Annotated in this window: 18 protein-coding genes and 1 pseudogene; 6 read left to right on the plus strand and 13 right to left on the minus strand. The window is 69.8% G+C overall.

Features of this window, described 5'->3' with window-relative positions; translation table 11 throughout:
• Positions 1-96: 96 nt before the first annotated feature.
• Complete coding sequence (locus BQ8008_RS08730) at positions 97-1,824, minus strand: ABC transporter substrate-binding protein (protein ID WP_108833674.1); 1,728 nt, start codon at positions 1,822-1,824, stop codon at positions 97-99.
• A 248-nt stretch (positions 1,825-2,072) separates the two neighbouring features.
• On the opposite strand from BQ8008_RS08730, the gene BQ8008_RS08735 reads away from it, so the two are divergent.
• Genes BQ8008_RS08735 through BQ8008_RS08745 form a run of 3 tightly spaced genes read left to right on the plus strand, consistent with a single transcriptional unit; the run spans position 2,073 to position 5,556 of the window.
• Positions 2,073-2,846 (plus strand): succinate dehydrogenase cytochrome b subunit, encoded by a 774-nt coding sequence (locus BQ8008_RS08735; RefSeq protein WP_108833675.1) that lies wholly within the window; start codon positions 2,073-2,075, stop codon positions 2,844-2,846.
• Positions 2,843-4,804 (plus strand): fumarate reductase/succinate dehydrogenase flavoprotein subunit, encoded by a 1,962-nt coding sequence (locus BQ8008_RS08740; protein WP_108833676.1) that lies wholly within the window; start codon positions 2,843-2,845, stop codon positions 4,802-4,804. The genes BQ8008_RS08735 and BQ8008_RS08740 overlap by 4 nt, the downstream gene beginning before the upstream one ends.
• On the plus strand, positions 4,801-5,556 hold the full coding sequence (locus BQ8008_RS08745; RefSeq protein ID WP_108833677.1) for a succinate dehydrogenase/fumarate reductase iron-sulfur subunit: 756 nt from the start codon (positions 4,801-4,803) through the stop codon (positions 5,554-5,556). Before BQ8008_RS08740 ends, BQ8008_RS08745 begins: the two co-directional genes overlap by 4 nt.
• A gap of 60 nt (positions 5,557-5,616) precedes the next feature.
• Here the strand turns inward: BQ8008_RS08745 and BQ8008_RS08750 are convergent, their stop codons facing one another.
• Positions 5,617-6,444 (minus strand): class I SAM-dependent methyltransferase, encoded by an 828-nt coding sequence (locus BQ8008_RS08750; RefSeq protein WP_108833678.1) that lies wholly within the window; start codon positions 6,442-6,444, stop codon positions 5,617-5,619.
• A 421-nt stretch (positions 6,445-6,865) separates the two neighbouring features.
• Here BQ8008_RS08750 and BQ8008_RS13725 point away from each other — a divergent pair, with 421 nt between their 5' ends.
• From BQ8008_RS13725 to BQ8008_RS08765, 3 genes are all read left to right on the plus strand, one after another.
• On the plus strand, positions 6,866-7,132 hold the full coding sequence (locus BQ8008_RS13725) for a hypothetical protein (RefSeq protein ID WP_234415312.1): 267 nt from the start codon (positions 6,866-6,868) through the stop codon (positions 7,130-7,132).
• 167 nt (positions 7,133-7,299) lie between these two features.
• Entirely contained in the window at positions 7,300-8,148 is an 849-nt protein-coding gene (locus BQ8008_RS08760) for a VOC family protein (protein ID WP_108833679.1), read from the plus strand.
• 156 nt (positions 8,149-8,304) lie between these two features.
• Complete coding sequence (locus BQ8008_RS08765; RefSeq protein WP_108833680.1) at positions 8,305-9,210, plus strand: alpha/beta hydrolase; 906 nt, start codon at positions 8,305-8,307, stop codon at positions 9,208-9,210.
• 178 nt (positions 9,211-9,388) lie between these two features.
• Here the strand turns inward: BQ8008_RS08765 and BQ8008_RS08770 are convergent, their stop codons facing one another.
• The 11 genes and pseudogenes from BQ8008_RS08770 to BQ8008_RS08820 form a co-directional block, all read right to left on the minus strand.
• Entirely contained in the window at positions 9,389-10,816 is a 1,428-nt protein-coding gene (locus BQ8008_RS08770; RefSeq protein ID WP_108833681.1) for a citrate synthase, read from the minus strand.
• A 261-nt stretch (positions 10,817-11,077) separates the two neighbouring features.
• The gene (gene dapC, locus BQ8008_RS08775) at positions 11,078-12,202 is read right to left on the minus strand and encodes a succinyldiaminopimelate transaminase (RefSeq protein ID WP_108833682.1); all 1,125 of its coding nucleotides are present in this window, start codon (positions 12,200-12,202) and stop codon (positions 11,078-11,080) included.
• Positions 12,196-12,528 (minus strand): annotated as a pseudogene (fdxA, locus tag BQ8008_RS08780) (ferredoxin); the annotation flags it as partial. The pseudogene fdxA and the gene dapC, both read right to left, overlap by 7 nt.
• A 274-nt stretch (positions 12,529-12,802) precedes the next feature.
• Positions 12,803-15,322 carry a VanW family protein gene (locus tag BQ8008_RS08785; protein WP_108833683.1) on the minus strand — a complete coding sequence of 840 codons (2,520 nt, stop codon included), beginning with the start codon at positions 15,320-15,322 and terminating at the stop codon, positions 12,803-12,805.
• Positions 15,323-15,337: 15 nt separating this feature from the next.
• On the minus strand, positions 15,338-17,260 hold the full coding sequence (typA, locus tag BQ8008_RS08790; RefSeq protein ID WP_108833684.1) for a translational GTPase TypA: 1,923 nt from the start codon (positions 17,258-17,260) through the stop codon (positions 15,338-15,340).
• A gap of 229 nt (positions 17,261-17,489) precedes the next feature.
• A complete protein-coding gene (locus BQ8008_RS08795; RefSeq protein WP_108833685.1) occupies positions 17,490-19,358 on the minus strand; it encodes a dipeptide ABC transporter ATP-binding protein in 1,869 nt (622 codons plus the stop codon).
• The gene (locus BQ8008_RS08800; RefSeq protein ID WP_108833686.1) at positions 19,355-20,326 is read right to left on the minus strand and encodes an ABC transporter permease; all 972 of its coding nucleotides are present in this window, start codon (positions 20,324-20,326) and stop codon (positions 19,355-19,357) included. The genes BQ8008_RS08795 and BQ8008_RS08800 overlap by 4 nt, the downstream gene beginning before the upstream one ends.
• Positions 20,319-21,248: an ABC transporter permease gene (locus BQ8008_RS08805; RefSeq protein WP_108833687.1), complete on the minus strand. Its 930-nt coding sequence runs from the start codon at positions 21,246-21,248 to the stop codon at positions 20,319-20,321. Before BQ8008_RS08805 ends, BQ8008_RS08800 begins: the two co-directional genes overlap by 8 nt.
• 19 nt (positions 21,249-21,267) lie before the next feature.
• On the minus strand, positions 21,268-22,893 hold the full coding sequence (locus BQ8008_RS08810; RefSeq protein ID WP_108833688.1) for an ABC transporter substrate-binding protein: 1,626 nt from the start codon (positions 22,891-22,893) through the stop codon (positions 21,268-21,270).
• Between the two features lie 153 nt (positions 22,894-23,046).
• Positions 23,047-24,156: an LLM class flavin-dependent oxidoreductase gene (locus tag BQ8008_RS08815; protein WP_108833689.1), complete on the minus strand. Its 1,110-nt coding sequence runs from the start codon at positions 24,154-24,156 to the stop codon at positions 23,047-23,049.
• Positions 24,157-24,283: 127 nt separating this feature from the next.
• Positions 24,284-24,892, minus strand: a complete 609-nt coding sequence (locus BQ8008_RS08820; RefSeq protein WP_108833690.1) for a biotin transporter BioY — start codon at positions 24,890-24,892, stop codon at positions 24,284-24,286.
• Between the last annotated feature and the right edge of the window lies 1 nt (position 24,893).

Raw genomic sequence — 24,893 nt, forward strand, 5'->3', positions numbered from 1 at the left:
CGATCCGTCGCCCGGGACAGTGTCCCCGCTCTGGCTGAGAGCCCGGTAGTCGCGCTCGGACCCGCCGGCGTGGGGAGGCCGCCCTGAGGCGACGGCTCAGGCACGGGGTCTGAGGGAGTTGAGGACCAGGACGGTGGTGGCGGCGCGGGTGCTCAGTGAGGCGTAGGGGTTGTCCTGGCTGGGCCATCCGGTGAAGTGCTCGTCGGTGTAGGCACCCCAGATCGGCCCGGGGAACAGGGGGATGACGGGGAGCTGGTCGGCGTAGCGCTGCTGGATCTGGTGGCAGATCTCGATCTGGCGGGCCTGGTCGGTGGTGGCGGCGAACTGGCTGAGCAGGGCGGTGGCCTGCTCGTCGCCGAAGCGGTGGTAGTTCTCCAGGGCGTGGGTGCCGATCGGCTTGACCTTCTGGGTGCTCATGGTCGCCTCGTAGTAGGTGTACGGGGTGGCGCCCAGCGAGGACCAGCACACGGCGGTCTCGAAGGTGCCGGTCTCCAGGGCTGCGGTGACCTCGCTCCAGTCCGGTGAGTCGATGGTGGCGCTGATGCCGACGTCGGCGAGGTTCTGGACGATGATCTGGGCCACGCTGACCCAGTCCGACGACGTCGAGCCCACCGAGATCGTCAGGGCGAGCGGCTTGCCGTCCAGGCCCAGGCGCTTGGAGTCGGCCCCGAGGGCGTATCCGGCGGCATCGAGGGCGGCGGCCGCGGCGGCCTTGTCGTAGGTGCACAGGGGTGCGGCGGCCACGGCCGGGTCCTTCCAGGCCTGGAAGCTGTCCCCCAGGCCGGTGGGGTCGGCGGGCTGGGCGTAGCCGGACATGCCGGTGGCGCAGATGGTCGTGCGGTCGACGGCCTGGCTGAGGGCCTTGCGGAAGGCGGGGTCGTTGTAGGGGGCCCTGGTGGTGTTGAGGGTCCACTGGATGGTGGAGTCTGCGCCGGGGAACCAGTAGTGGCGGTGGGCGGGGTCCTTGTCGATGTAGGCGCTCTGGATGTCGGCCATGTACTGGGGCGCCCAGTCGACGTCGCCGCTGACGGCGGCCAGGTTGGCACTGTCGTTGCCGGCGAAGGCCAGCATGCGGATGCCGGGGACCGAGGCGTGGTCGGCCGTGCTGGCGGTGGCGGAGCTCGAGGGGGAGTCACCGACGTCGTCGTCCTGGCGCTTGTTGCCCCAGTAGGTGGGGTTGGGCATGAGGTCGAAGGACTGGGCCTGGAAGCTGGTGACCTTGGTGAAGGGTCCGGTGGCCACGGGGTCGGGGTTGGGGTACTTGGCGGGCTCGGAGATGGCGGACCACACGTGGTCGGGGGCGATGAGCTGGCTGCCGAGCTCCTGCAGGGCGACGGAGCAGGGGCGGGTGAAGGTGAGGGTGACTGCGGTGGCGTTGTTGGCGGTGACGGAGTCGAGGTAGTCGTAGCCGCCGGTGACGGCGCGGTGGACGGCGAAGGTAGTGACGACGTCCTTGGCGACCAGGGGCCTGCCGTCGGACCAGGTCACGCCGGGGCGCAGGTGGAAGGTGAGGGAGGCGGCATCGTCGGACATGGCCCAGGACTCGGCGAGCCAGGGGGTGATCTCGCCGCTGAGGGGATTGACGATGAGGAGGGGCTCGTAGACGGCCTGCCCGGTCATGGGGGCGCTGTTGGTGGTGAAGGGGTTGAAGTTGCGGGTGAAGGTACCCATGTCCTCGCGCGGGATCGTCAGCAGGCGCGGGCCGCTGGAGCTCTTGGAGCACCCGGAGGCGGCCAGGAGGACCGCGAGGGCTCCGCCGGCGCCTCCGGCCAGGACCCGGCGGCGGGACGGTCCTGGCCAGCGGGGTGAGACCTCGGTGGGCACGGCTGGTCCTTTCGTCCAGGGAGTTCCTACTTGCCGGGCGAGATTATCGCGCTGCCGGGCCGTTCACCCTGGGCACAGAGGCCGCTGGCGAGGACACCGAGCCTCAGGAGGACGGCGAGCACGGAATGTCCGGGCGCATGCCTGAGCCGGGGCTATGAAATACAACGTTCACACTCTATGCCAGCATCGAGGTTTTCGTTATCATAGTGATGAGTTTTTCTGCGCCAGCGAGGGGAGGCAGGGTGACGATGACACCCACGACCGCCCATGCCCCTGAGGCCGCCCGACCCGTCGGTGACGCGCTGCCGCCCCGGCGCAGGCGCCGCACCCCCGTGTGGGCCTCGCAGCGGGTCCTCAAGGCGACCATGGCGGTCACGGGCACGATCATGGCCCTGTTCGTCATGGTCCACATGATCGGCAACCTCAAGGTTCTCGCGGGTCCTGAGGCCTTCAACGGCTACGCCGCCTGGCTGCGGGAGGTCGCCTACCCGCTCCTACCGCATGAGGGCCTCCTGTGGGCGATGCGCCTGGCGCTGGGCGCGTGCATCGTGCTGCACGTGGCCGCGGGAATCACGCTGTGGCGGCGCGCGAGGGGTGCGCGCGGGCCCTTCCGACGTCGGGCTCTGCCCGCCCGCACCATCGGCGCTCGCTCCATGCTCGTCACCGGCGCCCTCATCGGGGTCTTCGTCCTCGTCCACATCCTCGACCTGACCATCGGCCGCCTCATCGCCCCTGAGAGCTTCCAGGCGCCGACGACGTCGAACGGCGAGCTGCAGGTCAGCGCCTACCACAACCTCGTGGCGAGCCTGTCGCGTCCCGGCATGGCGGTCTTCTACAGCCTGGTCATGCTGGCACTGTCCCTCCATCTGGCGCAGGGCCTGTGGAACGTGGTCATCGACCTGGGCGGCACCGGTCCCCGGCTGCGCCAGGCGTGCCGTGCCGTCGCCCTGGCCGTGGCCCTGGCCATCGCGGTCGTCAACGGTCTGCTGCCGGTGCTCATCTGCACGGGGGTGATCGGATGAGTGCGAGCACGCAACCGGCCGTCGGCGGCCTGTACGACGTCGGTGAGGACCTCGACGCGCGCCTGCCGGACTGCCCTCCCGAGCAGGCCTGGGAGCGTCGGCGCGACGAGTACCGCCTGGTCAACCCCTCCAACCGCCGCAAGCTGACCGTCATCGTGGTGGGCGCCGGGCTGGCCGGTTCCGGGGCGGCCGCGACCCTGGGGCGCCTGGGCTACCGGGTGGAGTGCTTCAGCCTGCACGACGCCCCGCGCCGTGCCCACTCGGTGGCCGCGCAGGGCGGGATCAACGCCGCCCGGGCCCGCAAGGTCGACGGCGACTCGCTGGCGCGCTTCGTCAAGGACACCGTCAAGGGCGGGGACTACCGGGGGCGGGAGGCCGACGTCGTGCGCCTGGGGCTGGAGTCCGGCCGGGTCATCGATCACATGGAGGCGATCGGGGCGCCCTTCGCCCGCGAGTACGGCGGCCAGCTCGCCACCCGCTCCTTCGGCGGGGTGCAGGTCTCGCGCACCTACTACACACGCGGGCAGACCGGACAGCAGCTGGAGATCGCCTGCGCCCAGGCCCTCCAGGAGCAGATCGCCGCCGGGAGCGTCCACATGCACACCCGCACTGAGATGCTCGACCTCATCGTGGCCGACTCCCGTGCCCAGGGCATCGTCACCCGGGATCTGCTCACCGGCGAGGTGAGCGCCCACACCGCTCACGCCGTCGTGCTGGCCACCGGCGGCTACGGCAGCGTCTACCACTACTCGACCCTGGCCATGGCCTCCAACGCCACCGCCACCTGGCGCGCCCACCGGCGCGGGGCGGCCTTCGCCTCCGCCTGCATGGTGCAGTTCCACCCCACGGCGCTGCCGGTGAGCTCGCACTGGCAGTCCAAGACCACCCTCATGAGCGAGTCCCTGCGCAACGACGGGCGCATCTGGGTGCCCGCGCGCCTCGGGGACGAGCGGCCCCCGAACGACATCCCCGAGGACGAGCGCGACTACTACCTGGAGCGCAAGTACCCGGCCTTCGGCAACCTCACCCCGCGCGACGTGGCCTCACGCAACGCCCGTGAGCAGATCGAGTCCGGCCGCGGCGTCGGGCCGCTGCGCAACTCGGTCTACCTCGACTTCCGCGACGCGCTGGAGCGGCTGGGCAAGGAGACCATCGCCTCGCGCTACGGCAACCTGTTCGAGATGTACCTCGACGCCACCGGCGAGGACCCTTACGAGGTGCCCATGCGCATCGCCCCGGGCGCCCACTTCACGATGGGTGGGCTGTGGGTGGACTTCGACCAGATGTCCACCATCCCGGGACTGTTCGTGGGCGGGGAGGCCTCGAACAACTACCACGGCGCCAACCGCCTGGGGGCGAACTCGCTGCTGAGCGCCAGCGTGGACGGCTGGTTCGTGCTGCCGCTGGCAGTGCCGAACTACCTGGCCGGGCTGGTGGGCAGCAAGCCCCTGAGCCCCGACGCACCGGAGGCGATCCAGACCGTGGCCGCAACCCGTGAGCGCATCGAGTCACTGAAGGCGGTGGGCGGAACCCACCGTCCCGTGTGGTTCCACCGCCGTCTGGGTGAGATCCTCTACGCCGGCTGCGGGGTCAGCCGCTCCGAGACGGGGCTGCTGCGTGCGCTGGAGGAGGTGCGCGCCCTGCGCGAGGAGTTCTGGGCCGACGTCACCGTGGTCGGGGGCCAGGCGCGACTCAATCAGGAGCTGGAGAGGGCACTGCGGGTCGCCGACTTCCTGGAGCTGGCGGAGGTCATGATCCTTGACGCCCTGGACCGGCGCGAGTCCGCCGGCGCCCACTTCCGCGAGGAGTACGCGACGCAGGGCGGCGAGGCCCAGCGCAATGACGATGCCTGGTGCTCCGTGTCGGCCTGGCAGACGGGGCCCGACGGCGGGCACACACGCCGGTCCGAGCCGCTGAGCTTCTCGCTGGTGCCCATGCAGGTGAGGGATTACCGATGAGGGTCGAACTGGAGATCTGGCGGCAGGACGGGCCGCAGGCGCAAGGCTTCTTCGAGAGCCACGTAGTGGAGGACGCCGAGCCGCAGATGAGTCTGCTGGAGCTGCTCGACCGCCTCAACGACCAGATCATCGAGGCCGGCGGTGAGCCGGTGGTCTTCGAGTCGGACTGCCGGGAGGGGGTGTGCGGGGCCTGCGGCTTCCTCGTCAACGGGGTGCCGCACGGGCCGCTGGACACGACGCCGGCGTGCCGTCAGCACCTGCGGGCCTTCCCCGGGGTGACGCGCTTCCGGCTGGAGCCGTGGAGGTCAGCGGCCTTCCCGGTCATCCGGGACCTGGCGGTGGACCGGACGGCGCTCGACGAGCTCATCCGGGTGGGCGGGACCGTCGACGTGGCCGCGGGGACCGCACCGGACGCCGACGACGTCGCCCAGGGATACCTGCAGGCGGAGCGGGCTCTGGACTTCGCCGCCTGCATCGGCTGCGGGGCCTGCGTGGCGGCCTGCCCGAACGGGGCGGCGGCACTCTTCGCGGGGGCGAAGCTGGCGCACCTGTCGCTCATGCCGGCCGGGCGCATTGAGCGGGGGCGCAGGGCCCGGGCGATGACGCGGGAGCTCGATGAGCTCTTCGGGCCGTGCTCGGTGTACGGCGAGTGCGTGCCCGCGTGCCCGGCGGGGATCCCGATCGAGGCGATCGCGCTGCTCAACCGGGAGGTTCTGCGCGCCGGTCTGCGCGGAGCGACCCACGACGACTGACTCTGACCACGCCATCAGGGCCGATGACCGGCCCCAGGCCTCGCCGGGAGGGGGCGGGGCTCAGGATGCGGGCTTGTGGGCGACGAGGGCGATGCCGACCATGTCCTTCTCATAGCGTTTGAAGGTGCGGGCCATCTCCTGGACGCGCCGGCGCAGCGCCCTGTCCGCGGCGACGTTGCGCGCGATCCGCAGGAAGCCTCCTACTCCCTCGTCGCGGATGTTGCGTCCGACCTTGAGCAGGGCCATGGGGGCGGTGTCGACCCAGTCGACGACGAGCCCGGCGTCCTCCATGAGCTCCTTCCAAGCGGCGGCGGTCATGGGGCGGGCGTTGACGTGGATGGAGCGGGCCAGGTCGCGGCGCAGCTCGGTGTAGTACTCCTCGTCGATGTCGTCGGGGGTGACGCCGAGCTCGTGGATGGCGTAGCGCCCGCCGGGGCGCAGCACGCGGGCGGCCTCGGCGACGATGGCGGCCTTGCCCTTGTCCCCCTGCATGGTAAGCATGGCCTCGCCGACGACGACGTCGGCACTGGCATCATCCAGGCCGGTGTCGGCGGCCTCGCCCTGGCGGACGGTGCCGAGGTTCCCGACGACGGCGGCCACGCGCCGGGCGGCGTCGGGGTCGCGGTCGATGGCGGTGTAGGAGGCGGGACCTGCCTTGACGATCTCGGCGGCGGTGCGCCCCAGGCCCGGGGCGAGCTCGACGACGTCGGCGCCGGGCAGGTGGGCGTGGCCGAGCATGGCGGCGGACAGGGCGGCGCCGCCGGGGCGCAGGACGCGCTTGCCGGCGCGGGCCAGGACCCAGTGGCCGGGTGCGGAGGCAATGGGGCGATCGGCGTAGGGCAGCGGCAGGTCGGCGGAGGTGGTGGAGTCTGCGGGCTTCTCACTCATGAGGTCAGCCTAACCATAGTGGTTCCACCGCGGGCAGAGTCCGACGTCGATGACTCGATGACGCCAGTAAGGCTCCTGGAAGGCTCAGGTCTCAGAAGGTGACTGTCGACGCGGCAGCCAAGTTCGGCAGGTACCCGTTGAGTACGACACCGGCACCGCGGCCATGAGGTGGGATATCTGCGTCAGTAGCTCTTGACATTGACAGCACTGTCAATGCTTAGCATTGAGGCGCTCTCTGCCGTCTGGAGGATGGTATGGAACGAAAATTCTCCATACTCGGGTTCACGGTGATGTTCCTGATCGGGTCAGACACCTTCGTCGTCGCGCCGCTGCTGCCATCGCTGGCCAAGGCATTCGACGTGTCGATGACGCAGAGTGGCTGGTCAGCGTCTAAGCGATCAGGTACGCGCTCACCGGACTGGTGTCCGGGCCGGTCTCGGACCGAGGTAACCGCCGGATCATCCTTACGCTTGGGATGGTGGTTTTCGCGTTGGCAACAGCAGCCTGCGCAGTTTCCCCGGGGTTCTGGACGATGTTCGCCTTCCGTTTCATCACTGGCGGTGCAGCAGCACCGCAAGAGTATTATTCATGGGGCTATCAGTCGGTTCCACCTTCCTCCTGTGACGCACGAGCCACCCGGTGTCCACACAGCGGACATGGCCGAGTCCACAGCCGATGCAACCAATGATAATCCTTGAGATTCCGCGGTTCTTGCTTGGACTCCAACCTCCCTGCGGCCTCCATGTCCGCAGCACGGACACCTGTCGCCGCGGATTCAGCCCCCTCGCGCCGACCACCACGTCAAGCGCCATGAATAATCCTCATAGTGGCCGTCATTCGCGATACGGTGTCCGCATGGATCAGCACATCAACCCCGCCATCTGGTGCGACGGCACCGCCGACGAAGCGGCCCGGTTCTACGCCGACGTCTTCCGCGAGGGCTCCATCGTCGAGCAGGTGCCCGGGCTCGCCGCCACGGTCAGCATCCATGGCTTCCGCCTCTCACTCATCAACGGCGGAGACCAGTACGCCCCGAACCCGTCGATCAGCTGCATCTTGAACTTCGACCCGCTCCTGTTCGGCGGCGAGGAGCAGGCCCGGGCCTACCTCGATGAGCTCTACGAGCGGCTCTCCGCCGGCGGCGTGCTCATGGAGCTGGGAGAGTACCCCTTCTCGCCGCGCTACGCCTGGGTCCGCGACCGCTTCGGCATGACCTGGCGGCTCATGCTCACCGACCCTGCCGGCGAGCCGCGTCCCTTCATCCTGCCCTCCTTCATGTTTGGCGGAACCAACCACGCCAACGCCGAGGAGGCCACTGACGCCTGGATCGCCCTGTTCGACGACGCCCACCGCGGAGCCCTGCGCCGCTACGAGGAGGGTGGGCCGATGGAGGCGGGCACCATCATGTTCACCGACTTCACGCTGCGCGGCACCTGGATGGCGGCCATGGACTCGGGGGCCTTCCACGACTTCACCTTCACGCCCGGGGTCTCCATGATCGTCTCCTGCCGGGACCAGGAGGAGATCGACCGCTACTGGACGGGACTGTCAGCCGTGCCCGAGGCCGAGCGCTGCGGCTGGTGCGTCGACCGCTGGGGCGTCTCCTGGCAGGTCGTCCCCCACAACATCGCCGAGCTCATGGCCGACGCCGCCGTGCGCGATAAGATCCTGCAGATGGGCAAGATCGAGCTGAACCGGCTGTAGCCCACCGAGCTCATCATGCCGTCGAGGCGATAGCCTGGCGGCTGCGGTCGACCAGCGGGCCACGATCATCCACTCAGCCGTTCACGCCTTCGTCGCGTGAGCGTCCACAGGCTGACCGGTAGGAAGCGCTGACAACCTTGAGAGGGCGTGGCTGGCGTGGACATCGCAACGCTGCTGAACGAGCACTCGATCGACCTGCCCAGATACTCGGAGGTCTCAATCGAATCGGGCCGGGCTCCCATCACGCTGTCCATCTGGGAGGCGGAGCAGGACGCGGCGCCGACGGTCGTGTTCGTCCCGGGAACCATGACCCACCCCCTGTTCTACAGCCCCTTCCTGGACGCGGTCAGCCGGCACGGCTACCACGTGGTCGGCGTCCACCCGCTGTCTCATGGGCGCAGCCCCCGGGTCATCCACCGGTTCACCCTCGACGACATGATCGGAAACGTCCGGGACGCGGTGGGCTATGCCTGCGCCCGTTTCCGCGGCGCCGTCGGGCTGATGGGGTCGAGCCAGGGCGGCATCCTCACCCTGCTGGCCGCCGGCGGCGAGCACCGCATCCGAGCCGCCTTTCCGCACAACGTCCTGTTCACGCCCTTGCGAGAATCCCTGTCGGTCACCCGCTTCCCCAACGCGCTCGGCGTTGCGTACCCGGCGATCCGGCGGATCATCGCCGTCGCCGGCCGAGTGCTGCCCGGACTGCAGGTGCCGATGAGTTTCTACCTCGACGTCAACAAGGTCTTCTCGGAGCGGGAGTGGCGCGATGAGTTCTACCGGGACCCCCTGGGACGCACTGCCTACCCAGTGAGCTTCCTGTCCAGCCTGTTCGCGACCGATATGTCGGTCCTCGTCGACGGCAGCATCGCCTGCCCGGTGGTGGCGTTCGTGTCGACGGGTGACCCCCTGTTCACCCTCGGCTACAGCCGCTTGGTCTACGAGCGACTGGTGGCGCCCCAGAAGCGGCTGATCGAGTTGCCCGCCAGTCACCACCTGATTCTCAACGAGCGGGCTGAGCACGTCACCCCGACGATGCTGGCCGCCCTGGATGACTACCTCAGGTAGCCCGGACGCTTCCCTCAAACAGCCGCAGGGGCTCTCGGCGGCATCGGCGGCAACCAGTGACTCATCCATGCGATGAGGACGCGTCGGCATCTCCTTGATCTGATCGACTGATGCCCAACCGACCAGGGGTGTCCGCTCCAGCTCTGGAACGGACACCCCCGATTCGGTAGATCGCCTTTCAGACCCTGGTGACGCGGTCGAGGCTGGGAACGCCGGCGCGGGTGGCCGGGTACTGGCCGTCATCGTGCTTGCGGCGGTGCATGGCCACGTAGTGGCGCTCGGTGGAGCCGTCGTAGACCTGGCGGGGCCGCCCGATGCGCTTGGCGGGGTCGGCGATCATCTCGCGGTACTGGGCGATCCAGCCCGGCAGCCGCCCGAGGGCGAACAGGGGTGTGAACATCTTCGTGGGGAAGCCCATCGCCTGGTAGATGAGGCCGGTGTAGAAGTCGACGTTCGGGTACAGGCTGCGCGAGACGAAGTACTCGTCGCGCAGCGCCGTCTCCTCCAGCTCCATGGCGATCTCGAGCTTGCGGTCGCCGTCGTCGGAGCCCAGACGGGTCAGGACGTCGTGGGCGGTCTCCTTGACGATCGCGGCGCGCGGGTCGTAGTTCTTGTAGACCCGGTGGCCGAAGCCCATGAGCCGGACGCCGTCCTCCTTGTTCTTGACCTTGCGGACGAACTCGGCCGTACTCATCCCCGAGCTCTGGATCGTGTCCAGCATGCGCAGGACGGCCTCGTTCGCGCCGCCGTGCAGCGGGCCGGACAGCGCGCCCACGCCCGCGGCCACCGAGGCGTACATGTTGGCGTCGGCCGAGCCCACGAGGCGCACGGTGGAGGTCGAGCAGTTCTGCTCGTGGTCGGCGTGCAGGATGAGGAGCATGTCCAGGGCCCGCACCACGGCCGGGTCGATCTCGTAGGACTGGTAGGGCATCCCGAAGGACATGCGGATGAAGTCCTCGACGTAGGAGCGCTGCGGGTCCGGGTAGAGCAGCGGCAGGCCGATGGCGCGCCGAGCGATGTAGCTGATCATCGTGGGCATCTTGGCCAGCAGAAGCACGGTGGCGAGCTCGCGCTCGTAGGGGTCGTGCGGGTTGAGGGTGTCCTCGTAGTAGGTGGCCAGACCCGCGATCCCCGCCTGGAGGATCGCCATCGGGTGACCCGAGGAGGGGAAGGAGGTGAAGAAGCTGCGGAAGTCCTCGTGCAGGAGGCGGTGACGCGAGATGCGCCGCTCCATGCGCTGGAAGGACTCGCGGTCGGGCAGCTCGCCGTTGATGAGGAGGTAGGCGACCTCCAGGAAGGTCGAGGACTTGGCCAGCTCCTCGATCGGGTAGCCGCGGTAGCGCAGGATCCCGGCCGCGCCGTCGATGTAGGTGATCTGCGAGGTGCACGACGCCGTATTGGTGAAGCCCGGGTCGAGCGTCACCACGCCGGTGGCGCCCAGCAGCTTGGACACGCCCAGGCCGTCAGCGCCATCGGTCGCCTGGGCGCGCGGCAGCTCAAGGTTCTTGCCGTCGACACTCAGCAGACCGGGGCCGCTGACGAGGCTGGGCTGGCTCCGCTCCGGCTGCTCGGCTGGGGCCGCGGCGGGGGTGGGGGTGCTCGTCATCATCTCTCCTGGGGCTCGGGGCCGCGCGCATCGCGACGGCGAGGCCTGGGTCCACGGGGCGGTCCTGTGGATCCTGCGCACACTGTACGGGGTGCGCTGTCACGGCGTCGTCTCATTGGCCCGACTCACAGCTCACCAAGGTCACCCGCCCCAGCCGGCACCCTGTCTCCCGATGCTTCTCGATCAATTCATCAATCCCAACGTCGGCCAATGAACTCATCGAATCGCTGGTCGCCGCTGATCCGGCTAACTGTTCTGATCTCAGCCGGCGAAGAGGGCGGCGGCCTCAGGTGAGCGCAGGCGCGCGGCGGCGGCCTCCACGCGCTCGTCGGTGTCGGTCAGGCTCATGCGCACCCGCCCGGCCCCGGCCTCGCCGTAGAAGTCGCCGGGGGCCACGACGATCCCCAGCTCGGCGAAGGCCCCCACGAGGTCGTAGGCGCTCATCGACTCGGGTCCCTTGAGCCACAGGTACAGGCCGGCCACGGAGGCCGGGTCGTTGACGAGCCCGGCGGCGGCGGTCGCCTCGATGAGTGCCTCACGGCGCTCCCGGTAGACCTCCTTCTGCACCTCTGTATGCGCCTCGTCCCCGAGGGCGGCCACGAGGGCGGCCTGGACCGGCGTCGGCACAAGCATCCCGGTGTGCTTGCGCACCTCGGTGACCGCGCCCACGAGCCCGGCGTCCCCGGCGAGGAAGGCCGCCCGGTAGCCGGCGAGGTTGGACTGCTTGGACAGGGAGTACAGGGCGAGCAGACCGGTCCGGCCCGCTGATCCCCCGACGCGAGGGTCCAGGAGGCTCGGGATCGGTTCGGCGTCCCACGGCGCTTCCCAGGCGAGCTCGGCATAGCACTCGTCGGAGATGACGATCGCGCCGCGCCCCCTGGCCCAGGCGACGATCCGGGCCAGCTGCTCGGCGTCCAGGACGTGGCCGTCAGGATTGCCGGGGCTGTTGAGCCAGACGATGGCCACCCGCGCGTCGTCGGCGACGTCCCAGGTGGTGGGGTCGGCGTCGGTGTCCACGGGGACCGGGGTCGCACCCACGAGGCGAGCTCCGACGTCGTAGGTGGGGTAGGCGGCCCGCGGGTGCAGGACGAGGTCGCCCGGGCCCGCGCCCAGGTGCAGCGGCAGGAGGGCCACGGACTCCTTGGAGCCGATCGTGGGGATGACCTCGTTGTCGCTCAGGCCGGCCACGCCTCGGCGGCGCTCCATCCACTCGATGATGGCGGCGCGCACCACGGGGGCGCCGACCGCCGTCGGGTAGCCGGGGGCGTTGGCGGCCGCGGACAGAGCGGTCCGGGCGATCTCGGGGGTGGGGTCGACGGGCGTGCCCACGGCGAGGTCGACGACGCCGTCGGGGTGTTCGGCGGCGCGCTCCCGGTAGCTTTCCACTCCTCGTTCTGCGGGGGCAGGGCGGCGATCATGGGATCGTCGTAGTCCAGGGCACCGGTCCTCTGGGCACCACCGGGCGACCCCAGCCCCTTGAGCTCGAAGAAGTCGATGTTGGCGCGGGTGTAGTCCTCCCACTCCTCGGGAACATCGTCCTCGTAGAAGATCGCCTCGGTGGGGCAGACGGGCTCGCAGGCCCCGCAGTCGACGCACTCGTCGGCGTTGATGTAGAGGCTGCGTTCGCCCTCGTAGATGCAGTCGACGGGACACTCATCGACGCAGGCACGGTCCTTGACGTCGACGCAGGGCTGGGCAATGACGTATGTCATAGCAGCAGTGTCCTTTCTTCTCCGGGGAACCTCCCGCGCGGGTGGGCGGGGTCGGAGCAAGTATCGTCCTCCAGGGCCCATCGACCCAAGCGGTAGAAGAGTGGCCGTCAGCACGCGGAAAACTCGGGGTTGTCGCGCCGCGATTACGTCACTGCCCCGGCACGAATGTCGTAGGTAACACCAATCCTGGACGCCGGCCCGTCCAGCGCCACCAGAGCGACCAAGCGCACCCACTTTGCCGGAAGGCGTTCAGGGAACGACTCGGACGTCCGCGTCAGGAGCAGACGATGTTGTTGTCCGCGGCGTACTGAGTGGTGAGGACGTCGTCGGGCAGGGCCTTGCCATCGTGCTTGCGGGTGCGGGTGACGGTGATGTCGAAGCCGGGGTTACCGCCCGAGTAGGGCTCGCAGCCGGGGCCCGATTTGCGCTCGGTGGTCACCGGTCGGAAGTTGAATCGGTCCGAGGACGTAATCGAGACGTCGTAGTACTTGGTTGACCACATCCGCACGTGGATCTGCTCACCATCCAGCCACGCCTGGACCAGCACCGCGTTGGAGGTGGAGTTCGTGAACTTCACGTCGAGCCTGCCGGTCCACAGGGTCGCCTCGCGCCCGGCCGGGTAGCGGTCGAAGTAGTACTGGTGGGCGTGGTGCTCGGTGTCGTCCATGCCGGCCTCGAAACCGGCGTTGAAGACGGTGGTGGCCACCTGGCTCAGTCCGCCGCCCAGGGAGTCGACGTGCTGGCCGTTGGAGATGACGCCGGCGTCGGCGAATCCGTGAGCGTAGTCGACCTCGCCGAGGGTCTGCTCCAGGGAGAAGACCTCACCGGGCTTGACCACGGTGCCGTTGACGAGCTCGGCGCCGCGGGTGAGGTTCTGGGTGCGCGGCGCATCCCCGCTGTTGTAGGGAGTGGCGTACTCGCCGATCGGCTCACCGATGCCCCATTCGTTCTGCGGGGTGGTCACCGTCGGCTCGGCGACGACCATCGGCAGGGCCACGGTGCGCCCGGCGGCGTCGGTGGCGGAGGTGCCCGCCTTGAGCAGGCTCGCGGACAGGGCCGCGGTGTCGATGACGTTGCCCTGAGCGGAGGGGACGTACTGCGGGCGGGCCCCGGGGGCTCCGTCGGCGGAGCCGTCGATCTTCCAGGTGGCGTTCTGGGCAGGGGTCTCGACCTGGCCGATCCTGGCGACGACGGCGTCGTGCAGTACGGTCGGGTCGAAGACGGCGCTCAGCGTGCCGCCCTCCGAGGAGATCCGCAGCATGCCGGCGGTGTCCTGGGGCGAGAAGGCCGCGGCAGCACCGGTGGCCTTACCCTGCGTGTTGGCACCGGCGCTGTCGACCGTCAGCCCGCTGGAGAGCAGCGGCGTGAGCGTGCCGTCCACGAACGTCGTGGCCTCCTCGTCGGTGATGGCGGGGACCGCGGTGCCCTCGGGCATGGCGATGTTCTGCTTGCCCAGAGGCCAGGAGCCGGTGAGCTGCTTGAGGGAGGCGTCGACGTCGAGGCCGACGCCGTTGCTCGCGGGCGTGGTGACCGGCTTGGTGCCCTCCAGGGTCACGGTGGCGGAGACCGCGCCGTTGGCCATCGTGTCGACCCGGTCCTCCAGGGCACCGCGCATAGCGGTGGCATCGACCCGGATGACGGCGTCGGTGCGCTGGCCGCCCAGGCGCTGGGCCAGGGTGAGGGGGTTGAGAGTGAAGCCGGTGAGCCGCTTGACCGAGGCGTCGGTGTCGACCGAGACGCCCGAGCTGGCGGGCACGAGCTCGGAGCTGCCCTGCCCCACGGTGAGGGTCACCGGCTGGGCGAGCTGGTCGCCGACGCCCTTGCTGATAAGGTCCTGAGCCTCCTTCGGGCTCAGGCCGGAGACGTCGACGCCGGAGACACTGGTTCCCGAGGCGATGTGCTGGGTGGTCCACCAGGCGATGCCGCCCCAGGCCAGCAGCAGGGCCGCGGCACCGGCGGCGCAGGCGGCGGGGATGAGACGCCGACGGCGTGAGGTCGCCTGTGCAGCGGTCGGTCCGCCGGCCGCCTTGTCGGTTCTCGTGTCGGCCCTCCCGGCCTGAGCAGCCCCGGCGGCGACGGGCTCGGAGAGAGCATCCGGGAAGGCCGCCGCAGCCACCGGCTCGTGGTGGACGCCGGTGGGCTCGGTCGATGCTCCCGCGGTCTCCTCGTCCACGGCTGCGGACGCTGCTGCTCCGGCGGCGCCCTGCTGAGGCGCGGAGGGGGACTGCTCAGTGGCCGGGCTCCTCGGCGCGATCGACGGCGGCATAGTGTCGGCGTCGGGGCTCCATGCCGTGCGCCCACCGGGCTCGGCGGCGCCCGAGGTGTCGGCGGCGGCATCAGCGCCGGCCAGGTCGTATGGCGAGAGGGCCTCAGCCGGGGTGGCGCCCTCGTCGAGGGCGCGCACCGTTGCGGGCGTCGCCACCGGCTCCACGACCACTGGTTCAGCGACGGCCGGATCAACGTCGCCGAAACCGGCCGACTCATCGGCAGGGACCGCACTCGAGCTCTGGCCGGCAGCCTCGGCGGTGGTCCCGGCAAGGGACTCGGAGGCGCCCTGAGGCTCCTCGGCCGGGTCTTCCGTGCCGTCGTCGTCACCCTCGAGGTTGAGGGCCGGGGTGCCGCCGGGCTCCTCGGCCTCGGTGGGAGAGGCAGTGGCGCCGTGGTGCTGCTTGGCCTGCTCCGCAGCCGGCTCGGCGCTGGGCGGCTGACCCGAATCGACGGACTCGACGAGCTCAGCGGCGTCGGTAGCGGCAGTGGAGACAGACTTCCCCTCGCGGTTCAGGGACTGGCTCATGGGTGATGGTTCCTCTCAGGCCTCGGCACGGCGACGACGGGCGTTCTCGCGGAAACGCTCCTGGGAGTTCAGGATGACCTTGCGAATGCGCACGGCGTCCGGGGTGACCTCGACGCACTCGTCGTCGGCGGCGAACTCGAGGGCCTCCTCCAGGGTGAGGCGGCGCGGAGGCACGAGGGCCTCGAAGGTGTCTGCGGTCGAGGAGCGCATGTTCGTCTGCTGCTTCTCACGGACCACGTTGACGTCCATGTCCTCGCCGCGGGGGTTCTCTCCCACGACCTGACCCTCATAGGTCTCCTGGGTGGGTTCCACGAAGAAGCTGCCGCGGTCCTGCAGGCGGATGAGGGCGTAGGCGGTCACGGCGCCGGCGCGGTCGGAGACCAGGGAGCCGGTGGTGCGCGAGACGATCTGCCCGGCCCACGGGGCGTAGCCCTCGGCGATGGAGGAGGCGATGCCGGTGCCGCGGGTGTCGGTGAGGAACTGGGTGCGGAAGCCGATGAGGCCGCGGGCCGGCACGAGGAACTCCATACGGATCCAGCCGGTGCCGTGGTTGGTCATGGTCTCCATCTGGCCCTTGCGGGCGGCCATGAGCTGGGTGACGGCACCCAGGTACTCCTCGGGGACGTCGATGGTCATGCGCTCGATGGGCTCGTGGCGCTTGCCGTCGATGGTGCGGGTGACGACCTGCGGCTTGCCGACGGTCAGCTCGAAGCCCTCGCGGCGCATCTGCTCCACGAGGATCGCCAGCGCCAGCTCCCCGCGCCCCTGGACCTCCCAGGCGTCGGGCCGGGAGGTGGGCAGGACCCGCAGGGACACGTTGCCGATGAGCTCGCGGTCCAGGCGGTCCTTGACCTGGCGGGCGGTGACCTTGGCGCCCTTGGTGCGCCCGGCCATCGGTGAGGTGTTGATGCCGATGGTCATGGCGATGGCCGGGTCGTCCACGGTGATGAGCGGCAGGGGGCGCGGGTCCTCGGGGTCCACGAGGGACTCACCGATCGTGATGTCCTCGATCCCGGCGACGGCGACGATGTCACCGGCGTGCGCCTCCTCGGCGGGCTTGCGGTCCAGGCCCTCGGTGACGAGGAGCTCGGAGACGCGGGCCGAGGTCAGCGAGCCGTCGTGGCGGGCCCAGGCCACCGTCTGGCCCTTGCGCAGGGTGCCGTTGTGGATGCGCAGCAGCGCCAGGCGCCCCAGGAAGGGCGAGGCGTCCAGGTTGGTGACGTGGGCCTGCAGGGGCGACCCCTCCTCGTAGGAGGGGCCGGGGATCCGCTCGATGATGGTGCGGAAGAGCGGCTCGAGGTTCTCACTGGCCGGCAGCTCGCCGTCGGCCGGGGCCTCGGTGTCGGCGCGGCGCGCCTTCGCGGAGGCGTAGATGACGGGGACGTCCAGGACGGCGTCGAGGTCGATGTCGGGGTGCTCGTCGGCCAGGTCGCTGGCCAGGGACAGCAGCAGGTCGGTGGACTCGGCGACGACCTCGTCGAGTCGGGAGTCAGGGCGGTCCACCTTGTTGACCACGAGGATGACCGGCAGGTTCGCGGCCAGGGCCTTGCGCAGCACGAAGCGGGTCTGGGGCAGGGGCCCCTCGGAGGCGTCGACGAGGAGGACGACGCCGTCGACCATGGACAGCCCGCGCTCAACCTCACCGCCGAAGTCGGCGTGCCCGGGGGTGTCGATGACGTTGATGGTGATGCCCTCGGGGCAGCCGGCGTCCACGGCGGCGGGTCCGGAGTAGTGGACCGCGGTGTTCTTGGCGAGGATCGTGATGCCCTTCTCGCGCTCCAGCTCGCCGGAGTCCATGACGCGCTCACCGGTGGTCTCCTCGGTGGCCCGGGCCCCGAAGGCGCCCGCCTCCCAGAGCATGGCGTCGACGAGGGTGGTCTTGCCGTGGTCGACGTGGGCGACGATGGCGACGTTACGCAGGTCCTGGCGCACGCTCATAGGGGGGCACACTTCTTCCGGTGGGGGACGCCGTGGGCCGGATGCCGTTCACGGCATCGACCACAGGGGCATGAAACATGGGAAAGATTAGAGGACGCCGGTCCTGGCCTGCCATGTCTGGGCCAACACCTCGCCTGTGCGCCCACTCACGATCACGTCACAAGTTGATCACGTCACAGGAGCACGGCGGCCGCGGCGATCGCGACGCCGAGCGCGTCATGCCCGACGCTCACACCTCCTCTGCCTTGTCGTCTGCCTTGCCCGTCGCCTCGTCGCTGTAGAGGTCGATGCCTGCCCCGGGCACGGCCCGGAGGAGCTCGCGCGTGTAGTCCTGGCGCGGCTCGGCGAAGAGCTCGTCGGCGGCGCCGGCCTCCACGATCCTTCCGTGCTCCATGACGACGACGTCGTCGGCGATCTGACGCACGACGGCCAGGTCGTGGGTGATGAACAGGTAGGTCAGCTCCAGCTCGGCCTGCAGGTCGGACAGCAGGCGCAGGATCTGGGCCTGGACCAGCACGTCCAGGGCGGAGACCGCCTCATCGAGGACGACGATCTCCGGCTTGAGGGCCAGGGCGCGCGCGATGGCGACGCGCTGGCGCTGCCCGCCGGAGAGCTCGTGGGGGTAGCGACGCATGACCGAGCGCGGCAGGGAGACCATGTCGAGCAGCTCGGCGACGCGCGCCTCGCGCTCCTTGGCGGTGCCGATCCCATGAACCCGCAGCGGTTCCTCGACGACGCGGAAGATCGAGTACATCGGGTCCAGGGAGCCATAGGGGTTCTGGAAGACCGGCTGCATGATGCGCCGTAGGGCGAAGAGCTCCTTGGGCCCCAGGGTGGACAGGTCGACCCCGTTGTGGAAGACCTTGCCGGAGGTGGGGTCGATGAGGTTGAGGATGATGTTGGCGACCGTGGACTTGCCGGACCCGGACTCGCCCACGAGAGCCGTCGTCGTGCCCTTGCGGATACCGAAGGTGACGTCGTCGACGGCGGTGAGGGTCTTGTCGTCGCCCTTGGCGCCGCGCACCTCGAAGATCTTGGTGAGGTGCTCGACGCGCAGGATCTCCTCGGTGGAGCTCGCCCCGAGGCTCGCTCCCAGGAGCTCGTCGTCGGTGACCTGGATGCCGCGGGCGTGTGCGGACTCGATCCGGCGGGAGGCCAGTGAGGGGGCGGCCTTGACCAGGCGCTGGGTGTAGGGGTGGCGGGGGTCCTGGAGTACCTCGAGGCTGGGCCCGGACTCGACGACCCGGCCGCGGTGCATGACGACGATGTGCTCGGCGCGCTCGGCGGCCAGACCCAGGTCGTGGGTGATGAAGAGCATCGCGGTGCCCAGCTCGCGCACGAGGGTCTGGAGGTGGTCGAGGATGCGTCGCTGAACGGTGACGTCCAGGGCGCTGGTGGGCTCGTCGGCGATGAGCAGGTCGGGGCGGGCGGCCAGGCCGATGGCGATGAGGGCGCGCTGGCGCATGCCGCCGGAGAACTCGTGCGGGTACTGCTTGGCCCGTCGGGAGGCCTCGGGCAGGCCGGCCTGCTCCAGCAGGAGGGCCACCTGCTCGTCGACGTCGATGCTTCCACCGACCGTCGGCTTCTCGGCGTCGTCGGTGTGCTCGGCGATGAGGTGGGCGAGGCGGTCGTCGGCGACGCCGGCCAGGCCGTTGGCCCGCAGCGCCTCCTTGACCTGGAAGCCGATGGACCACACGGGGTTGAGGTTGGACATGGGGTCCTGGGGCACCAGGCCGATGGAGGAGCCGCGCAGGGCGGTGAGCTCCTGGGTGCTCGGGTGGGTGATGTCGCGCCCCTGGAAGCGGATCGTGCCGCCGGTGACGCGGCCGGTCCCGGGCAGCAGCCCGATGACGGCGTGGGCCAGGGTGGACTTGCCGGAGCCCGACTCCCCCACGATGGCCACGGACTGGCCGGGGTAGAGGGTCAGGTTCGCCTTGCGCACGGCGGGCACGAGCCCGGTCGAGGAGCGGAAGGCGACCTCGAGATCGGTGATCTCCAGGAGTGGGGCGGTCTCAGCGTCCCAGGAGGCCGCGGGGGCGAAGGTCTTGTCCGAGGCGCCTGAGGCTGTGGCGGTGGTGGATGCGTTGGAGGGTGTCACTTGCGGGCCTTCGGGTCCAGGGCGTCGCGGACGACGTCGCCGAGCATGATGAAGCCGAGCACGGTCAGGGCCAGCGCTCCGGCGGGGAAGAGCAGGACGCTCGGGTGGCTGTTGAGGGCGTCCTTGGCGGCCGCGATGTCCGCGCCCCAGGAGACGACCGACGAGGGCAGCCCGATGCCCAGGAAGCTCAAGGTGGCCTCCGAGACGATGAAGACGCCGAGCTCGACGGTGGCGGTCACGATGATGGGGGCCGCGGCGTTGGGCATGACGTGGCGCAGCAGCATGGCCACGCGCCCCGAGCCCAGTGCCCGTGAGGCGGTCACGTAGTCCTCGTTCTTGACGCTCATGACCGAGCCGCGCGTGATGCGGGCGATCTGGGGCCAGCCGAACAGGGCCAGGACCAGGATGACGGTGAGGATCGAGCGGTCGTTGCGGAACATCTGCATGACGACGATGGCGGCCAGGACGAAGGGCACGGCGAAGAAGATGTCGGTGAAGCGTGAGAGCAGGGCATCGAAGAACCCGCCGAAGAACCCGGCCAGTGCTCCGACGGCCGAGCCGACGAGGACCACGATGAGGGTGGTGAAGATGCCCACGCTCACTGAGGCCCGGGCGCCGTGGACGGTGCGGGCGAAGATGTCGCAGCCCTGGATGTCGAACCCGAAGGGGTGCGCCCAGGAGGGCCCCTGGTAGGAGTTGACCAGCGTGCAGTATCCGGGATCGCGCGGGGCGATGAGGCCGGGGACCAGGGAGAAGAGCACGGCGACGGCGATGAGCACCGAGGCCGCCCAGAAGATGGGGCGACGGCGCAGCTGTCTCCAGGCGTCGAGCCAGACGGAGGCCGGCGCGGACTCGTCGGCGACGGCGTCGACGGCTCCCAGGCCGATCTCGTCGTCGGCGATGACGAAGCGCTCCTGGCCCGGGCGCACGGCGGGCGACGACGTGGGGGACGTGATCTTGTCAGGCATAGCGGATCCTCGGGTCCAGGGCGGCGTAGAGCAGGTCCACCAGGAGGTTGGAGACGATGAAGACGAGCACGAGCACGGTCGTGAAGGACACGACCATGGGGCCGTCGCCGCGGATGATGGCGGAGTAGAGGGTGCCTCCCACGCCCTTGATGTTGAAGATCCCCTCGGTGACGATGGCGCCGCCCATGAGGGCTCCCAGGTCCGCGCCCAGGAAGGTGACGACCGGGACCAGGGAGTTGCGCAGGACGTGGACGATCATGACGCGGGCCCCGCTCAGGCCCTTGGCCCGGGCGGTGCGCACGTGGTCGGCGGTGAGGTTCTCAGCCACCTCGGTGCGGGTCAGGCGCAGCACGTAGGCGAAGGAGACGGCGCCCAGCACCATGGCCGGCATGAGGAGCTCGGTGAAGCCGGGGCTCTCTCCGGCGGTCACGGGCAGCCATCCCAGGCGGACCCCGATGATGAACTGCAGGACGAAGCCGATGACGAAGGTGGGCACGGCGATGACCACCAGGGAGAGCACCAGGACGGTGGCGTCGAACCAGCCGCCCTTCCTCACCCCGGCGATGAGGCCGAAGCCGATGCCCGCGACGGCCTCGAAGGCCAGTGCCAAGAGGGAGAGCTTGATGGTGATCGGGTAGGCCCGCACCAGCACCTCGAGGACGGACTCGGTTCCTCGCAGCGACTGGCCCAGGTCCAGGGTGAACAGTCCCTTGAGGTAGAGCAGGTACTGCACGATGAAGGGCTTGTCGAGGTGGTAGCTGGCCTTGATCTGCTCGATCACCTCGGGGCTGAGCGAGCGCTGGCCCCCGAGCGCGGCGATCGGGTCGCCCGGAAGGGCGAAGACCATCGCGTAGATGAGCAGCGTGGCCCCGAAGAACACCGGGACCATCTGCAGCAGCCTGCGTGAGACGTAACGAAGCATGTCTCCTTCTTCCTCCCGATCAGAACGTGGAGATGGCCTCGGCCTGCGCCCACAGGCGTCTGGCCTCGTCCGGGTCGTAGGTGAGGACCTCGTTGCCCGGCACCTCGGCGGTCCAGCCCGCAACAGTGGGGGCGGTGAAGTCCTTGGCGGGCGTGCGGGTGCCGTAGTAGAGCTTCTCGCAGATGAGGTTGCGGTCGATGGCCCGGCAGATGGCGGCGCGGCGGGCGCGCCCCTCCTCGTCCATCCTCCAGTGCTCGTGGGTGACGTCGATGGCGAGCCCCTGGAAGTAGGCGGCCGGCTTGTTGATGGCGCGCCCTTGGAGCTGCTCGCGGAAGATGGGCAGGAAGGCGTCGGGGATGGAGTCAGTGACATCGAGGGAGCTGGCCAGCAGGTCGTTGTAGACCGAGTCCGTGCTCGTGTACAGCTTGAAGGTGATGCCCCGGTTCGCCACCGTGCGCCCACCGGCGTAGGCGGGGTTGGGTTCCAGGACGATCCGGCTGTCGTGGTCCCAGGAGACGAGCCGGTAGGGGCCGTTGCCCACCGGCTTGGCGCCGTAGGCCTTGGTGTCGGAGAAGGCCGACTCGGGCATCGGGTAGTAGGCGTAGTGGCCCAGGCTGATCTTGAAGTCCGACGCCGGGGCGGTCAGCTCGACCGTGAAGGTGAGGTCGTCCACCTTGGTCAGCCCGGTCAGCTCGGAGTCCTCGTCGTAGGAAAAGCCCCTGATCCGCTCGAAGAAGGAGGAGCCGAGCTGCGCGTTGGACAGCAGCGCCCCGAACTTCCAGGCCTTGATGAAGGAGTCGGATGTCACCGGGCTCCCGTCGGAGAAGGTCCAGCCCGGCTTGAGGGTGATCGTGTAGTGCTGGTTGTCCTCGGTCTCGATGGAGGAGGCCACCTCGTTGATGACGTTGCCGTCCTTGTCGTAGCGGACCAGGCCGGCGAAGACCAGGTCAAGGATCCGTCCACCGTTGGACTCATTGGTGTTGGTCGGCAGCAGGGAGTTCTGAGGCTCGGAAAGGTTTGCCAGGACGACGCCGTCGTTGGCGCTGGAGCTGATCTCCTCGTAGACCGGGACGCCGGTCCAGTTGAAGTCGACGTTGGAGGCGTTGCGGGAGTAGCCGCCGAACCCGTTCTGGTACCACAGCGGGATGCCGGGCAGGTCGGCGAAGAGCTGGGACTGAGCCTGGCGGAAGTAGCCGTATGCGGTCTGGGGGTCGGTGGCGGCCGCCGCCTGGGCCAGGAGGTCATCGAAGGTCTTCGAGGAGTACTGGTAGTCGTTGGCGCTGGCACCGGTCTGGAAGGTGGCGTTGAGGAAGTTCTCGAGGGACGGGTAGTCGGCCGACCAACCGCTGCGGAAAGCGCCCAGGAGGGTGTGCTTGGTGATGGCGGCGCGCATCTCGGAGAACTGGGCCACCGGCAGGGGCTCCATGGTGATGCCCAGGACGTTGGACACCGAGTGGCACACGGCCTCGGCCCAGGTCTTGTGGGGGCCGTCGGAGTTGTAGGCCAGGGTCAGCTTGCCGCTGCCGCTGCCCAGGCCCCCTCCACCCGAGCTCGATCCGCGCGAGCATCCTGAGACCAGGAGCAGGCCGAAGGCCGCCGCACCAAGTCCGAAGCCGCGGCGCGACACTGTCAGGGCGTGGTTCATGCGACCTCCATTGGGCATGGGACTGACTGGGATTGTCACTGGGACACGGGGGCGCGAGGCACTCAGGCGCCGTCCATGAGCGGAGATCCTACGTCCAACAAGGAAACAGATTCGACACGTAGGTCACGTGTACGTCATGTAGGAAAGGGACGCTCAGGCGTACCAGGCCTGGGCCAGCAGCTCGTAGGAGCGGCGCCGCAGAGCAGGATCGTGGGCGTAGGTGACGATGAGGATCTCATCGAGGTCCCAGCGGTCGGCCTGCTCGCGCAGGCGGGCGGCGACGTCGTCGGCCGTTCCGACGAAGGACAGGGACATCGCGGACTCGACGGCCGCCTCCCTGCCCGGCGCGCGGGTACGCCAGGCCTGCGGGTCCGCCGTGGGCGGGTCGAGGGGACCGGGGCGGTTGCCGACGATGCGGGCGGCGGCGGCCATGGCGGTGCTGAACAGGAGACGGGCCTCGTCATCGCTCGGGGCCACCATGACGTTGACGGCGGCGGCGACCCGGGGCCCGGTCTGCGGGCGATTCTCGCTCTGGGCCTCGAAGACGGAGCGGTAGGTGGCGATCGCCGCCTCGGCCTGGACCGGGGCGAAGTGCGAGGCGACGGCGAAGGGCAGGCCGAGCTGCCCGGCGACGCGCGCACCGTTGACGGAGGAGCCGAGCACCCAGACGCTCGGGCGGGTGCCCTCGCCCGGGATCGCCCGGACCCGGGGGCTGCCGGGCTCGGCACCCTGGGCTGCGTCGTTGTCGGGCGTGCCAGAAGCGCCCAGGAGGAGGGATCCGGGAGTCACACGAGGCCCCGGAGCGGGTGCGTCGCCGAGGTAGGTGAGGATCTCGACGATCTCCTCGGCGAAGTGGCGCGGATCGGAGGCCCCGCGGCGCAGTGCGGCGGCTGTGAGCCGGTCCGTGCCCGGGGCGCGCCCCAGACCCAGGTCGACCCGGCCGGGGTACAGCGTGGCCAGGGTGCCGATCTGCTCGGCAACGACGAGCGGGGCGTGGTTGGGCAGCATGATGCCGCCGGAGGCAACGCCCAGGCGGTCGGTGGCGGCCAGGACCTGTCCCATGAGGACGACGGTCGCCGAGGACAGGTAGGTGGTGGAGCCGTGGTGCTCGGCAAGCCAGTAGCGCTCGTAGCCGGCGGCGTCGGCGGCTCGAGCGAGGGCGATCATGTCGTTGAGGGCGTCGGAGCGGGTGCGACCGGCGCTGACGGGCACCATGTCCATGACGGACAAAACAGGTACGGCCCGCCTTTCGGGCTGACTCATACAGGCACTCTAACCTGCGCCGACCGGCCTCGATCCGAGCCTTTAGACCTGCGCGCCCCGCGGAGCGAGGGCTCGGCGGGGCGCGCGAACGACCGGACCTATGAGGCCGGGGCGGGTGCGGGGGCCGTCAGTGCAGCCGGCCGCGTGCGGGCAGCAGGCCGGTGGCGACCAGGGACTTGAGGACGTCGCCAATGATGAAGGGGACCAGGCCCAGGCTCAGGGTGGCGCCCCAACTGGCGCCGGTGGCGATCTTGAGCCAGACGAGGCCGGGAACGTACACCGAGGCGGAGGCCAGCAGCATGAGGGCGACGCCGGTGGCGACCCGGCGGGCGGTCGAGCCGGAGTGGTTCGACCAGACGCTCGCGGCACGTCCGGCGATGGCGGCGATGAGGACGTATCCGATGACGTAGCCGAAGGTGACGCCCACGCCACCGTTCCAGCCGGCCAGGACCGGGGCGCCGACGGCGGCCAGGGCGCCGAGCAGCAGTGCGGACATGGCGCCGCGGCGCGAGCCGAGGACGGCGCCGACACCGAGGGCGGCGAAGGTGCCCATGGAGATCGGCACGGGGGTGAAGGGCAGGGGGATCGCGATCTGACCGATGAGGATCAGGGCGACGGTGCCGGCCAGGATCAGCCCGACCTCACGAACGCGGACAAGAGCGGGGTTGGCGGCGCTGGTAACGGATTCTGAGCGGGCCGCGGAGCCGGCGGCCGGGGTGGAGGGTTTGTTGATCATG

It is taken from the genome of Actinomyces sp. Marseille-P3109 (assembly GCF_900323545.1).
In the GTDB taxonomy this organism is placed as follows: Bacteria; Actinomycetota; Actinomycetes; order Actinomycetales; family Actinomycetaceae; genus Actinomyces.